General features: G+C 60.1%; 14 protein-coding genes. 7 read left to right on the top strand and 7 right to left on the bottom strand.

Features of this window, described 5'->3' with window-relative positions; translation table 11 throughout:
* Positions 1-357 precede the first annotated feature (357 nt).
* Entirely contained in the window at positions 358-2166 is a 1809-nt protein-coding gene (locus tag HU755_RS19680; RefSeq protein ID WP_186623434.1) for a monovalent cation:proton antiporter-2 (CPA2) family protein, read from the bottom strand.
* A 249-nt stretch (positions 2167-2415) separates the two neighbouring features.
* Between HU755_RS19680 and HU755_RS19675 the strand changes: the two genes are divergently transcribed.
* Positions 2416-3330: a LysR family transcriptional regulator gene (locus HU755_RS19675; RefSeq protein ID WP_186635695.1), complete on the top strand. Its 915-nt coding sequence runs from the start codon at positions 2416-2418 to the stop codon at positions 3328-3330.
* Here the strand turns inward: HU755_RS19675 and HU755_RS19670 are convergent.
* Entirely contained in the window at positions 3320-4090 is a 771-nt protein-coding gene (locus HU755_RS19670; protein WP_186623431.1) for a substrate-binding domain-containing protein, read from the bottom strand. The genes HU755_RS19675 and HU755_RS19670 overlap by 11 nt on opposite strands.
* A gap of 12 nt (positions 4091-4102) precedes the next feature.
* Complete coding sequence (locus HU755_RS19665; RefSeq protein WP_186551841.1) at positions 4103-5395, bottom strand: MFS transporter; 1293 nt, start codon at positions 5393-5395, stop codon at positions 4103-4105.
* A 498-nt stretch (positions 5396-5893) separates the two neighbouring features.
* Between HU755_RS19665 and HU755_RS19660 the strand changes: the two genes are divergently transcribed.
* Complete coding sequence (locus HU755_RS19660; RefSeq protein ID WP_186551842.1) at positions 5894-6202, top strand: RcnB family protein; 309 nt, start codon at positions 5894-5896, stop codon at positions 6200-6202.
* Between the two features lie 21 nt (positions 6203-6223).
* On the opposite strand, the gene HU755_RS19655 is transcribed toward HU755_RS19660, so the two are convergent.
* Positions 6224-6541 (bottom strand): protealysin inhibitor emfourin, encoded by a 318-nt coding sequence (locus HU755_RS19655; RefSeq protein ID WP_186635692.1) that lies wholly within the window; start codon positions 6539-6541, stop codon positions 6224-6226.
* Positions 6542-6555: 14 nt separating this feature from the next.
* A complete protein-coding gene (locus HU755_RS19650) occupies positions 6556-7602 on the bottom strand; it encodes a M4 family metallopeptidase (RefSeq protein ID WP_186635689.1) in 1047 nt (348 codons plus the stop codon).
* 143 nt (positions 7603-7745) lie between these two features.
* Between HU755_RS19650 and HU755_RS19645 the strand changes: the two genes are divergently transcribed.
* Positions 7746-8084, top strand: a complete 339-nt coding sequence (locus tag HU755_RS19645) for an FKBP-type peptidyl-prolyl cis-trans isomerase (protein WP_186622698.1) — start codon at positions 7746-7748, stop codon at positions 8082-8084.
* Between the two features lie 33 nt (positions 8085-8117).
* Positions 8118-8537, top strand: coding sequence for a hypothetical protein (locus HU755_RS19640; protein ID WP_186635687.1), 420 nt, complete (start codon positions 8118-8120; stop codon positions 8535-8537).
* 24 nt (positions 8538-8561) lie between these two features.
* Here the strand turns inward: HU755_RS19640 and HU755_RS19635 are convergent, their stop codons facing one another.
* Positions 8562-8873: a helix-turn-helix domain-containing protein gene (locus tag HU755_RS19635; protein ID WP_186635684.1), complete on the bottom strand. Its 312-nt coding sequence runs from the start codon at positions 8871-8873 to the stop codon at positions 8562-8564.
* Between the two features lie 293 nt (positions 8874-9166).
* Positions 9167-10141: a transcriptional regulator FtrA gene (gene ftrA, locus HU755_RS19630; protein WP_186635682.1), complete on the bottom strand. Its 975-nt coding sequence runs from the start codon at positions 10139-10141 to the stop codon at positions 9167-9169.
* A gap of 100 nt (positions 10142-10241) precedes the next feature.
* Between ftrA and HU755_RS19625 the strand changes: the two genes are divergently transcribed.
* The 3 genes from HU755_RS19625 to HU755_RS19615 all read left to right on the top strand — a co-directional run bounded on the left by HU755_RS19625 (position 10242) and on the right by HU755_RS19615 (position 13146).
* Complete coding sequence (locus HU755_RS19625; protein ID WP_186635679.1) at positions 10242-10670, top strand: rhodanese-like domain-containing protein; 429 nt, start codon at positions 10242-10244, stop codon at positions 10668-10670.
* A 383-nt stretch (positions 10671-11053) separates the two neighbouring features.
* Positions 11054-11833, top strand: a complete 780-nt coding sequence (locus HU755_RS19620) for an ABC transporter substrate-binding protein (RefSeq protein ID WP_186635676.1) — start codon at positions 11054-11056, stop codon at positions 11831-11833.
* A 200-nt stretch (positions 11834-12033) separates the two neighbouring features.
* Positions 12034-13146 carry a succinylglutamate desuccinylase/aspartoacylase family protein gene (locus tag HU755_RS19615; RefSeq protein ID WP_186635673.1) on the top strand — a complete coding sequence of 371 codons (1113 nt, stop codon included), beginning with the start codon at positions 12034-12036 and terminating at the stop codon, positions 13144-13146.
* Positions 13147-13153 lie beyond the last annotated feature (7 nt).

The raw sequence follows: 13153 nt of genomic DNA, 5'->3' as shown, positions 1-13153 counted from the left end.
TGCCCGCGAAGGCAATCTGTCAGTCATTGAAGTGTTAGCTGACACGACGCTTTCGCGAGCAGGCTCGCTCCCACAGGATTTTATGTCGCACGCCAAAGTCGGTTCGACTCAACCACTGTGGGAGCGGGCTTGCCCGCGAAGGCAATCTGTCAGTCATTGAAGTGTTAGCTGACACGACGCTTTCGCGAGCAGGCTCGCTCCCACAGGTTTTTATGTCGTACACGAAAATCGGTTCGACTCGACCACTGTGGGAGCGGGCTTGCCCGCGAAGGCAATCTGTCAGCCATTGAAGTGTTAGCTGACACGACGCTTTCGCGAGCAGGCTCGCCCCCACATGTGGATCTGTGCAAGGCAGGATCAGCTGTTGCGCGCTTGCTCTTCGAGCTGATCCGACTCAAACAGTTTGGCCAGTTCCGCCCGCGCTTCCTGGGCGGTCTGCAGGACTTTGGCGGCGTCGTCGTAAACGGCGTGTTGCGCCTCCAGCACCTGTTCGTCGTGATGCTTGAAACGCTTGATCCGCGCATCCGCCTGGGCTTGGGTGAGACCAAGGCCAACCAATGTACGCCGGCTCATTTCCAGGCTTGAGTAATAGGTTTCGCGAATCGCCTCCGCACCGACGTCAACCAAGCGATGCACGTGCTGACGGTTACGCGCGCGCGCGATGATTTTCATGTGCGGATAGAGCTTGTGCACCACTTCGGCGGTCTTGATGTTGGTTTCCGGATCGTCCGTGGCGATGACGAAATACTCTGCCTCGCCGACCTTCGCCGCGTGGAGGATTTCCGGGCGCATCGGGTCGCCGTAGAACACCGGCACGCCGCCGAAGCTGCGCGACAATTCGATGGTTTCCACCGAGGTGTCCAGCGCGACGAATTTGATGTTCTGCGCGCGCAGAATCCGCGCCACGATCTGGCCCATCCGACCCATGCCGGCGATCACCACGCGTGGCGCGTCGGTGTCGATCTGGCGGAACTGCTCCGGCACTTCCACCGGCTGCACTTTCGGGCTGACCAGACGCGCGCAGATCAACAGCAGCAGCGGCGTCACTGCCATCGACAGGGTGATGGTCAACACTAGCAAGTCATACAGGCGCGGCTCGAACAAGCCCTGATCGCGACCGATTTTGAACACCACAAAGGCAAACTCACCACCGGCCGCGAGGACGATACCGAGGCGAATCGCACTGACTTTATTCAAACCACCGGCCAGACGCCCGACGACAAACAGCAGCGGCAATTTCAGGCCGATCAGCAACAGGGTCAGGCCCAACACGGTGATCGGTGCGCTGAGCAACAGACTGAGATTGGCGCCCATGCCGACGCTGATGAAAAACAGCCCGAGCAGCAGGCCTTTGAACGGTTCGATCTGCGCTTCCAGCTCATGGCGATATTCCGAATCCGCCAGCAGCAGCCCGGCGAGAAACGCCCCCAGCGCCATCGACACACCGACCAGATCCATCAGCCATGCGGTGCCGATCACTACCAGCAACGCGGTGGCGGTGGACACCTCCGGCAGACCGGTTTTTGCCACCACGCGGAACACCGGGCGCAGCAAATAACGACCGCCGATCACCACCACCGCAATACCGCCGAGCACCTGCAAACTGTGACGGATATCGTCGGCGGTGCTGGTGTGATGGTCGACGCCGGCGAGCATCGGCACCAAGGCGATCAACGGGATCGCGGCAATGTCCTGGAACAGCAGAATGGCAAACGCCAGGCGCCCGTGGGGGCTGGTCAGTTCCTTGCGTTCGGCAAGGCTTTGCAGGCCAAACGCCGTGGAGGACAGCGCCAGACCCAGGCCTAGCACAATCGCGCTGTTCAACGGCTGGCCAAACACCGACAAGGCCAGCACACCAATCACCGACGCGGTCAGCAGCACCTGCGCCAGCCCGACGCCGAACACCGATTTGCGCATCACCCACAAGCGTCGCGGCGACAATTCCAGGCCGATGATAAACAGCAGCAGCACCACGCCCAGTTCGGAAATATGCGCAACGCTTTGCGGGTTGCCGATCAGGCCCAGCACCGATGGGCCGATGATCACCCCGGCGAACAAATAACCGAGCACTGCGCCCAGTTGCAGGCGTTTGGCCAAAGGCACGGTGAGCACCGCCGCGAACAGGAACACGACAGCGGCTTGCAACAGATTGCCTTCATGGGGCATGGAAAGACTCCTGACTACGGGTACGGCGGGGGGCGACAAGGATAAGGGTTGAATCAATTTCAGATCCACCAAAGATCCTTGTAGGAGTGAGCCTGCTCGCGATAGCGGTGTGTCAGTCACCGATCATGTCGACGGAGATACCGCTATCGCGAGCAGGCTCACTCCTACAGGGGATTTTCGGTGTTGCTGTAGTAATTTGCATCAATTGGTTACATTTATAACCCCTGCGAATCAATCCACGGAAACGCCATGGCCATCAACTTCGACCTCAACGACCTGCAAGCCTTTCGCGCCGTGGTCGAGCAGGGCAGTTTCCGCAAGGCCGCCGACGCCGTACGCCTGTCGCAACCGGCGCTGAGCCGACGCATCGAAAAGCTTGAAGACGCCCTCGGCGTGAAACTGTTCGAGCGCACCACCCGCAAGGTCAGCCTGACCCAGGCCGGGCGCGGCTTCATGCCCAGCGTCGAGCGGTTGCTGGACGATCTCGACATTGCCTTGCTCGGCATCAGCGAAGTCGCCTCGACGCGTTTGGGCCACGTCACCGTCGCCTGTGTGCCCTCGGCGGCGTATTACTTCATGCCGCGGGTGGTCGCGCGTTATCACCAGCAGTTCCCACGAATCAAAGTCAAAGTCCTCGATTCCAGCGCTCACGATGTGCTGAGCGCGGTAGTCAATGGCGAGGCGGATTTCGGTCTGAGTTTTCTCGGCACGCAGGATGCCAAAGTCGAGTTCGAACCGCTTGTGCAGGAGTGCTACGTTGTCGCCTGCCGTCGCGATCATCCGCTGGCTGGACGCAATAGCGTGACGTGGGAGGAGTTTTATCAGCAGGACTACATCGCGCTGGACAAAACCTCGGGCAATCGCTTCCTGCTCGATCAGGCCTTGGGCGGGGTGGTGCCGCAGCGTCAGAGCATCTGCGAGACGCGGCATGTGACGACCATGATTGGCCTGGTGGAAGCGGGGTTGGGCGTGGCGGCGGTGCCGCTGATGGCGATGCCCGGGCCGGATCATCCGATCCTGACGCGGGTGCCGCTGACCGCGCCGCAGGTGATGCGCAGCGTCGGCATTATCAAGCGCCGGGATCGCACGTTGACCCCGGCGGCGTTGGAACTGGAGCGGCTGGTCGTGGAAATGCGCGTCCAGCCGCCATCGATCAACGCTTGACCGAGTCCAGTCCGGTGGCTTGCACGTCAGCCTGAGCGGCCGGTGCGGCAAGATAAGCGAGCAGGGCTTTGGCTTCTTCTGGATGCTCGGCCTTGACCGGAATGCCAGCGGCAAAACGCGTTACCGACTGCACCGATTCCGGGATCTTCGCGACGAAACTCACACCCGGCACCGGCAGCAATTCGCTGACCTGCTGAAAGCCCAGTTGATAGTCGCCCGTGGCAACCACCGAGCCCACCGGAATCTTCGCAATCATTTTCGCCTTCGGTTTCAACTGATCTTCGATGCCGAGTTTTTTGAACAATTGCTGCTCGATGTACACGCCGCTGGCGCTGTCGGAGTAGGCCACCGACTGCGCGTCGAGCAGGGTTTTCTTCAGGCCGTCGACACTGCTGATGTCCGGTTTCGGCGCGCCTTCACGCACCACCATGCCGATCCGCGAATCGGCCAGCTCGACGCGAGACGCGGGGTCGACCTTGCCCTGTTTGATCAGCTCATCAAGGGCGTAGCCGACCATGATCACCACATCAGCGTGCTCACCGCGCGCCAGACGATTGGGGATCGCTTCCGGTGCCTTGCCCATCGATGGGCCAAGGCTGGTGGTCAGGGTGTTGCCGGTGGCCGCGGCGAATTTCGGGCCGAGGATTTTATAGGCAGCGGTGAAGCCGCCGGAGGTCATCACGCTCAGTTCTTCGGCTTGGGCCGCGAGGTTAAACGCAAGGCCGGCGAGCAGGGCGGTGACAGTGAATAGCTTTTTCATGGCGAGTTTTCCTCAGGCCGCGACAGGTTGCAGACGACCACCGGCACGGCGGTACAGATAAAGCGTGGCGCACAGGGCGCACAACGCACCGATGCTCATCCAGTAACCCGGCGCGGCTTTGTCGCCGGTGTACTGGATCAGGAAGGTCGACATCGCCGGGGTGAAGCCGCCGAAAATCGCTGTGGCCAGGCTGTAGGCCAGGGAGAAACCGGCGACGCGCACTTCCACTGGCATGATTTCTGTCAGCGCTGGAATCATCGCGCCGTTGTACAGGCCGTAAATAAACGACAGCCACAACAGCGACAGCAGCATGTGGGTGAAACTCGGTGCCTGTACCAGGAACGACAGCGCCGGATAAGTCGTGGCCAGCGCCAGTAATGACATGGCGATCAGCACCGGGCGACGGCCGATGCGGTCGGACAACGCGCCGCCAATCGGCAGCCAGAAGAAGTTCGAAACGCCGACCAGCAGCGTCACCAGCAGGGCATCGGAAGTGCTCAGGTGCAGCACGGTTTTGCCGAAGGTCGGCGCGTACACGGTGATCAGGTAGAACGCGGTGGTGGTCAGCGCAACCATCAACATGCCGCCCAGCACCACGCCCCAGTTCTGGCCCAAGGTGCGGAACACTTCGCGCATGCTCGGGCGATGTTTGCGCGCGGTGAATTCTTCGGTTTCCGCCAGATTACGGCGCAGGAAGAAAATGAACGGGACGATCATGCAGCCGACGAAAAACGGAATCCGCCAGCCCCAATCGGCCACCGCTTGCGGTTCCATCCACTGATTCAGACCGTAGCCCAGCGCGGCAGCCACGATGATCGCCACTTGCTGACTCGCCGACTGCCACGCCGTGAAGAAGCCTTTGCGGCCCGGCGTGGCGATCTCCGCCAGGTACACCGAAACACCGCCCAATTCCGCACCGGCCGAGAAGCCCTGCAACAGGCGCCCGATCAATACCAGCGCCGGAGCGAACAGGCCGATGGTTTCGTATCCGGGCACCAGCACAATCAATATCGTGCCGCTGGCCATGATCGACAGGGTGACGATCAGACCTTTGCGCCGACCGACATCGTCGATGTATGCGCCGAGCACGATGGCGCCCAGCGGCCGCATCAAAAAGCCTGCGCCGAACACGGCAAAGGTCATCATCAGGGAAGCGAACTCGCTGCTCGCCGGGAAAAACACCGCCGCGATCTGCGTGGCGTAGAAGCCGAACAGAAAGAAGTCGAACTGTTCGAGGAAGTTGCCCGAGGTCACCCGGAAAATGGCACCGGCCCGCGAGCCGCTCTGTGGGATTGAGGCTGTCATAGAAAAGTACTCCACCGCTTTTATGACGTGCGCTACGGAGAGGCGGCGCACGGTTTTTATTGAGGTGGATGGTGGCGCAGATGTAACAATCTGTTAATTGCATTGTTGGCATGGATTGATGCGTGGGGCGGATCAATCGATGGCAGCGGCGCAGATGAATGTGGGAGCGAGCCTGCTCGCGAAGGCGGCCCGACAGCCGACCTGTTCTCGCTGATGTACTCGATTCAAACTGTAGGAGTGAGCCTGCTCGCGATGGCGGTGGGTCAGGCGGCAGTGACATCGGCTGGTCGGACGCTATCGCGAGCAGGCTCACTCCTACAGGGACCGGAGTTCAGGTCAAAAATTGTGGTGTAACACAACCCGTGTGGAATTGGCTTGCCAGCGATGGCGGTCTGATGGACAAAGCTCTCTAACGTCCATCTCCGGCAAAAAACAAGGAATGTTTCCCGCGCCGCGCAGTCGGAGTTCAGGTACTACCTATCTGAAAGAGGTTCACCGATGAACAGCAAAACCCTTATTGCCAGCCTGGCCCTTGTCGCCGGTATTGCCGGGATCACGCCCATTGTTCAAGCGGCGCAAACCTCCAGCGACCCCTCCGTGCAATCGCCGACCAGCGACCGTCAACTGAAGGTCAACGACCGCGCGCCGGAGATGTATCAGCGCGAAGACAAGGCTCTGAAGAACTGGAAAGCCAAAGGTCTGAAAGCACCGATCGAGCAGGCGCAGTGGGTGCAGATCAATGACAAGTACGTGATGGTGATGATCACCAATGGCACGATTGTCGAGATGCAGCCGGTCGAGCGATAGGCCTGAATGCCGGGGGAGTGTTTACGAAAGCTCCCCCTTGTCCCAAAGATGCACCAGATCCCCCGGCGCCCGATCCTCCGGCACCTTCAGCACCATCTCCATCTCCCCGGACTGATAGCGCACCTCAATCTGATAGAAGCGTTGATCGCCACGTCCGGATTCGCTGGTGTCCAGCGGCAAACAGCCCTCCAGCACCGAGCAAATCCTTGAACGTTGGCTGATGTCGCATTGCGCGAATTCTATTTCGCGTGGACGGCTCAGGCTGTGGATTGCTGCAACGCCACCCTGGCGAGACACTCGCAAAACGGAATCGTCGCCTAACTCGGGTAGCGTTTTCATACAGCCTCCTCGGATTATTCGATGCCGACCTGTGCCCAGGCTTGCTGCACTGCGTCGGCTGCTTCGGCGCCGAAGCGCTGGCCGGCGTGGTCGATCGTCAGTTTGGCGAAAGCGTCGAACGTTGCGTCCTGGTTCAAGCGGTCATCGCACAGCGTGTCGTACCAGATTCGTCCGGCTTTCTCCCACGCGAATCCGCCAAATGCGCGGGCTGCCAGATAAAACGCGCGGTTGGGAATGCCGGAATTGATGTGCACGCCGCCATTGTCTTCGCTGGTGATGACGAACTTGCGCATGTGCTCCGGTTGCGGATCCTTGCCCAGCAACGGGTCATCGTACGCCGTGCCGGGGTGCGACATCGAGCGCAGGCCCTTGCCCTGAATCTTTGGCATCAGCAGGTCGGCGCCGATCAGCCAATCGGCTTGTTCGACCGTATGCCCAAGAGTGTACTGCTTGGTCAACACGCCAAACACATCCGACAGCGACTCGTTCAACGCGCCGGACTGGTTGGCGTAAATCAGCCCCGCCTCGCTCTCCGTGACGCCGTGCGCCAGTTCGTGGGCAATGACGTCCAGCGAACGGGTGAAGCGCTGGAAGATTTCGCCGTCGCCATCACCGAAGACCATTTGCGCGCCGTTCCAGAAAGCATTCTCGTAGCCCTGGCCGTAATGCACGCTGCCGATCAGGGCGAATCCCTGATTATCGATCGAGTCGCGACCGAGCACTTTCCAGAAGAAATCATAGCTGGCGCCCAACGCGTCGTAGGCCTCATCGACCGCCGGATCGCCTGACGGCGGCTGGCCTTCGAGGCGCACCGGCATGCCCGGCAGGAGCATTTTGTTTTGCGCATCATGCACGCTGCGCCGGGCCAGCCCGGGTTTGCTCGCTTGCGGCAGAACCGCGCGCGCCGGCGGCTGGGAAGGGCGGCCGGGGTTGGGCAACAGACTGCGCACATGATTGAGCGTCTGCATCGCGGCGTTGCGCTGCGGCTCCGAACCGTGAGCAATGATGCGGTTGAGGATGTAGGGCGGAATGAAACTGCGCAGCAATCGAGAGTCGGTCATCAAAGCATCCTTGTCGTCATACGATGTCGATACACATGTGAGCGGCAACGCGTGTTTTCGGTTCCATGGATTGCCATCGTCGACGGATTCTGCGAAAAACGCCATCCGCGCCCGACCGGGCCATCGTGAATGAGTTAACCAACATGACAAACGAACTGCAAATCATCGACCTGCAGCCAGGCACCGGCAAAGCCGCGGTCAAGGGTGCGCTGATTACCACTCAATACACAGGCTGGCTGGAAGACGGCACAGAATTCGATTCGTCCTGGAGCCGGGGCAAACCATTTCAGTGCGTGATCGGCACTGGTCGGGTTATCAAAGGCTGGGATCAAGGCTTGATGGGTATGCAGGTGGGCGGCAAACGCAAATTGCTGGTGCCGGCGCATCTGGGTTATGGCGAGCGGACCATGGGCAAGATTCCGCCGAATTCGAATCTGCTGTTCGAGATAGAGTTGCTGGAGGTTTTGACGCGGGAGGATTGAGGTTAACTGCCTTTACGCTTGGGAATAAATCTGATGGATATTTGGCAAGTCGTTTCGCAAGTGACCGATTGGTTGGTTGAAAAGCATGGAACGCGTGGCAGATCGAATTACAACTACATGTATGTCGTGTCCGTTGCAGCGGGAGTGGGGAGTTGGGTGGTTAGCAAGGAGTTGCTTGGCAAGCGCAAAAAGCTCAAGGCGAAGGTGGCTCAGGACCTCCAGGCCAAGCCGATAAGCGTGAGCTCCTTTACTCAGCAGAATGGAAGGATAATCAAGACCACCGGGACCTTGGTTCGAAGGGAAGGGGTGTATACCGTAACTGTGGTTCGTCAGGACGATGGGACCAATGCCAAGTCATCCAGCGGACCGTTGCATTCGCTGGATGACGTCGACGTTTACCTCCGCGCCCACACGTCCTTTATCCTCGCTGACTTCCGCATTCAGGTTAATTGACGACGATCCTCAGCAGATCGCTTGTCAGGTCCACTGCAATGGTGAGCCTGACGGAAAGCAAATATCCACCTCGAGCTTTGCTGCAGCCGAGAGGTTGACCAGAGCGTCCAGCGAAAACTTGTCGATTTTCCCGTTGAGTACATCATTGAGGCGCGGCTGCGAGATTCCCAATCTCTGTGCAGCGTCTTTCTGAGGCAGCTCCCACGCTCGAATGGTCTCGCACAGCGAGCGCATGAGCTTGGCTCGCAAACGCATATTGACCGCTTCCCGAGGCGTGTCTTCCAGTGCATCCCATATGCTCAAGAAGCGCGGGGAGGATGTTTGATGATCATTCATGGAGGGATTTATTCCGGGTTAGTGGTGAAGCGTAGGTTGAATCTGTAAGCGTGCAGTGCAGATCACTGACCAATCAGCAATACAAATCAACTTACGGGCGAGCGCTAACCCGTACAAGCCAGCGAATTCGGGCGAAGTTGTAGGCAAAGGCGCAAGACGCTGTAGCTCATGGCTGGTGCTGGAATAATGCTGCGTTTTTTCTTACGCCTTCGCGAGCAGGCTCGCTCCCACAGGGGCAGCGCATTTAAAAAAGTGGGAGCAGGCTCGATCGCGAAGACGCCTTCAAATTCACCTCAGGAACTGATGTTCAACCCCCGCCCAAACCGCTCCCGATAAACCGAAGGCGGTACGCCCACCACGCTGCGAAACGCCACACGAAAACTCTCCACCGAACGATAGCCGCAGCGTTGGGCGATTTGCTCGGTGTGCTGGTGGGTGCTTTCCAGTAATTCTCGCGCCCGCGCCAGGCGTTCATGCTGCAGCCACGCTTTGGGCGATTGGCCGCTGGCTTCGGTGAAGCGCCGCAGAAAGGTGCGCTCGCTCATTGCCGCTTCACTGGCCAGATCGCGCACTTCCAGCGGTTCGTGCAGGCGTTCGCGGGCCCATTGCATGACTCGCGACAGGTCGCTGCGCGGTGTCGGGCTGACTGGCGTGGGGATGAACTGCGCCTGACCGCCGGTGCGCTGCGGCGACATGACCAGTCGCCGTGCCACGGCGTTCGCGATCTGCGTGCCGAAGTCACGCGTCACCAGGTGCAGGCAAGCGTCTATGCCGGCCGCGCTGCCTGCCGAAGTGATCAGCTGACCGGCGTCGACGTACAGCACGTCGGGATCGACCTCGATGGCCGGGTAGCGTTGCGCCAGTTCGGCGGTGTAGCGCCAATGCGTGGTGGCGCGATGGCCGTCGAGCAAACCGCTGGCCGCAAGGACAAACACCCCGGAGCAGATCGACAGCAAACGCGCACCACGGGCATTCGCCTGACGCAACGCCGCGATCAGTGCTGGCGGCACCGGCGCGTTACGGTCGCGCCAGCCGGGAATGACAATGGTACGCGCTGCGGCGAGCAGTTCCAGGCCGCCATCAGCCATTACCTGAATACCGCCCACGGCGCGCATCGGTCCTTGGTCGACGGCGGCAATCGCGTGTTCGTACCAAGGGAAATCGAACTCCGGCCGGGCCAGGCCGAAGATCTCCACGGCGATGCCGAACTCGAAAGTACAGAGGCCATCGTAGGCCAGAATCGTAACCAGTCCTGGTGAAGTCGGCATTTGGCGGAAAGTTCCCGGTCGGTGTCTTGTGCGCCACTGTAGCGCCAGGCGGCGGCTCGATAAAGTCTGTTTACACCCGCAGACATAGGAGCAATACCCCATGACCAGCCTGGTTCGTACTATTCCCGCAGCCCCGTCGGCCATCGCCCTGATGCATTTCAGCAATCGTCTGACTTTCGAAACCGATTGTTCTGACGTCTTCAGTAGCCAGGAAGCCGGTGAGGTTGATTTTGTTCTGGTCGATGTGCGCGGGCCGTTGGCCTTCGAGCGCGGGCATGTGCCGGGGGCGATCAATATTCCGACGCGGTTGTTGACGGCTGAAAGCCTGGCGGACTATGCGAAAAATACCCTGTTCGTGGTCTATTGCGCCGGCCCGCATTGCAACGGCGCGAACAAGGCGGCCGTTAAGCTGGCGGCGCTGGGCTACCCGGTCAAGGAGATGATCGGCGGCGTGACGGGATGGCTGGACGAAGGCTTCAAGCTGAGCGTGGCGTCGGTCGCCAACACACCTGTCGCCTGCGCATGCTGATACTTGTGGTGAGGGAGCTTGCTCCCGCTCGCTGATCTTTGTGGCTAGGGAGCTTGCTCCCGCTCGGCTGCGCAGCGGTCGTAAAATCATGGGACCGCTGCGCGACCCAGCGAGAGCAAGCTCCCTCGCCACAGATTGCAGGCCCACTGTGTTTTTCCTGCGCGAATAAAGGTCCTGTCCTACAGCCTTTGCACCACTGCGGCGCACGCGTTGACTTCGGTCAATGGGTCCGCCGATCTTCTGTAAGTATTTGTCGCTTAAAGACAATTGCCTCCGTGCGCGGCGCCATAGACTGCCGGCCACTTCGGTGTTTGCTGTTAAAAAGCCATTGCCGAACGCTGAATCGAAAGCTGCCAATAAAAGCCTCCGCACGGGAGTAATAAATGAAAAAGCTAGTGATGTTCGGTGCCCTGGCACTGTCGATGTTGTCCTTGACCGCTGTGGCTGCAGACGCCAAGCCGATCCGCATCGGTATCGAAGCCGGGTATCCGCCATTCTCGATGAAAACCCCTGACGGCAAACTGACCGGTTTCGACGTCGATATCGGCGATGCGCTGTGCGCAGAGATGAACGTCAAATGCACTTGGGTCGAGCAAGAGTTCGATGGCCTGATCCCGGCACTGAAAGTGAAGAAAATCGACGCAATTCTGTCGTCTATGACCATCACCGATGACCGCAAGAAAAACGTCGATTTCACCATCAAGTACTACCACACCCCGGCGCGCTTCGTGATGAAGGCTGGCTCGGGCGTCAAAGACCCGCTGACCGAACTCAAGGGCAAGAAAGTCGGCGTGCTGCGCGCCAGTACTCATGACCGTTACGCCACCGAAGTGCTGGTTCCGGCCGGGATCGAACTGGTGCGCTACGGCTCGCAGCAGGAAGCTAACCTGGACATCACCTCGGGTCGTCTGGACGCGATGCTGGCCGACTCGGTCAACCTCAGCGACGGTTTCCTGAAAACCGACGCCGGTAAAGGCTTCGAATTCGTCGGCCCGACTTACGAAGACGCCAAGTACTTCGGCGGCGGCGCCGGCATCGCAGTGCGCAAGGGCGATACCGCGCTGGCCGAGCAGTTCAACAAAGCCATCACCGAAATCCGCGCCAATGGCGAGTACAAGAAAGTGCAAGACAAGTACTTCGACTTTGACGTGTACGGCCATTAATACGCCGTAGAAAAAAGTGGCCCCGTTTTTGCGCGGTGGCCACTTTTTTTGCACTCTAAATTCACCGATCCCCTGTAGGAGTGAGCCTGCTCGCGATAGCGGTTCGTCAGTCAATGATGATGTTGAATGGTAAACCGCTATCGCGAGCAGGCTCACTCCTACAGGGGTGTCGGCGTGATCCAGATAGCAAGGAGTTTCCCATGCAACGCATCGACCATGTCCTGCCCTGGAGCCATTTGGGCAGCGAGCGCTCGCTCAGTGTGTTCCGTTACGGCACCGGCAACCGCAAAGCGTACATTCAGGCCAGCCTGCACGCCGATGAACTGCCAGGCATGCGCACCGCGTGGGAACTCAAGCTGCGCCTCAGCGAATTGGAACAGCAGGGCCGCCTGCAGGGCGTCATCGAGTTGGTGCCGGTGGCCAACCCGATCGGCCTGGACCAGCACCTGCAAGGCAATCACATGGGCCGTTTCGAACTGGGCAGCGGCAAGAATTTCAACCGCGCCTTCGTCGAACTCAGTGCCCCGGTTGCGGCGCTGGTGGGCGAGCGTCTGGGCGCGGATGCCGAGGCCAACGTGGCGTTGATCCGCGAGGCCATGGGGCAGGTGTTTGCTGAATTGCCGGCGCCGGCCTCGCAACTTGAGGCTCTGCATCGACTGCTGCTGCGCCACGCATGCGACGCCGACATCACCCTCGATTTGCATTGCGACTTTGACGCTGCGATTCACCTCTACGCGCTGCCGCAGCACTGGCCGCAGTGGCAACCGCTGGCCGCGCGGCTGCAAGCGGGCGTAGCGTTGCTCTGCGAAGATTCCGGCGGCAGCTCGTTCGATGAGTCCTGCTCGACGCCATGGTTGCGTCTGGCTAAATCATTCCCGAACGCGGCGATTCCGCCGGCGAATCTGGCGACCACGCTGGAGCTGGGCAGCATGGGTGATACCCGCGTCGAACAAGCCCGGGCCAATTGCGAAGCGATTCTTGGCTTTCTTGCCGAGCAGGGCTTGATCAGTGGTGAATGGCCGGCAGCGCCGAGCGAGTGCTGTGAGGGCCTGCCGTTCGAAGGGACCGAATACCTGTTCGCGCCGCACCATGGCGTGGTGAGTTTCTTGCGCAATGCCGGTGAGTGGGTAGAGCAGGGTGACGCGCTGTTCGAGGTGGTCGATCCCTTGCAGGATCGCGTGACCACCGTGCGCGCCGGCACCAGCGGCGTGTTGTTTGCGATTGATCGCGGGCGTTATACCGAACCGGGGATCTGGCAGGCGAAAGTGGCGGGGCGGGTGCCGTTTCGCACCGGGAAGCTGACCAACGACTGACAACGTG

It is taken from the genome of Pseudomonas sp. SWRI111 (genome assembly GCF_014268555.1).
In the GTDB taxonomy this organism is placed as follows: domain Bacteria; phylum Pseudomonadota; class Gammaproteobacteria; order Pseudomonadales; family Pseudomonadaceae; genus Aquipseudomonas; species Aquipseudomonas hamedanensis.
The sequence above is the reverse complement of the archived record's forward strand: the minus strand, read 5'-3'. Positions and strand labels throughout refer to the sequence as shown.

Excerpts from the sequence above, each read along its gene's own strand:
- HU755_RS19680 (WP_186623434.1), bottom strand. The coding sequence starts at position 2,166 with ATGCCCCATGAAGGCAATCTGTTGCAAGCCGCTGTCGTGTTCCTGTTC.
- HU755_RS19675 (WP_186635695.1), top strand. The coding sequence starts at position 2,416 with ATGGCCATCAACTTCGACCTCAACGACCTGCAAGCCTTTCGCGCCGTG.
- HU755_RS19670 (WP_186623431.1), bottom strand. The coding sequence starts at position 4,090 with ATGAAAAAGCTATTCACTGTCACCGCCCTGCTCGCCGGCCTTGCGTTT.
- HU755_RS19665 (WP_186551841.1), bottom strand. The coding sequence starts at position 5,395 with ATGACAGCCTCAATCCCACAGAGCGGCTCGCGGGCCGGTGCCATTTTC.
- HU755_RS19660 (WP_186551842.1), top strand. The coding sequence starts at position 5,894 with ATGAACAGCAAAACCCTTATTGCCAGCCTGGCCCTTGTCGCCGGTATT.
- HU755_RS19655 (WP_186635692.1), bottom strand. The coding sequence starts at position 6,541 with ATGAAAACGCTACCCGAGTTAGGCGACGATTCCGTTTTGCGAGTGTCT.
- HU755_RS19650 (WP_186635689.1), bottom strand. The coding sequence starts at position 7,602 with ATGACCGACTCTCGATTGCTGCGCAGTTTCATTCCGCCCTACATCCTC.
- HU755_RS19645 (WP_186622698.1), top strand. The coding sequence starts at position 7,746 with ATGACAAACGAACTGCAAATCATCGACCTGCAGCCAGGCACCGGCAAA.
- HU755_RS19640 (WP_186635687.1), top strand. The coding sequence starts at position 8,118 with ATGGATATTTGGCAAGTCGTTTCGCAAGTGACCGATTGGTTGGTTGAA.
- HU755_RS19635 (WP_186635684.1), bottom strand. The coding sequence starts at position 8,873 with ATGAATGATCATCAAACATCCTCCCCGCGCTTCTTGAGCATATGGGAT.
- ftrA (WP_186635682.1), bottom strand. The coding sequence starts at position 10,141 with ATGCCGACTTCACCAGGACTGGTTACGATTCTGGCCTACGATGGCCTC.
- HU755_RS19625 (WP_186635679.1), top strand. The coding sequence starts at position 10,242 with ATGACCAGCCTGGTTCGTACTATTCCCGCAGCCCCGTCGGCCATCGCC.
- HU755_RS19620 (WP_186635676.1), top strand. The coding sequence starts at position 11,054 with ATGAAAAAGCTAGTGATGTTCGGTGCCCTGGCACTGTCGATGTTGTCC.
- HU755_RS19615 (WP_186635673.1), top strand. The coding sequence starts at position 12,034 with ATGCAACGCATCGACCATGTCCTGCCCTGGAGCCATTTGGGCAGCGAG.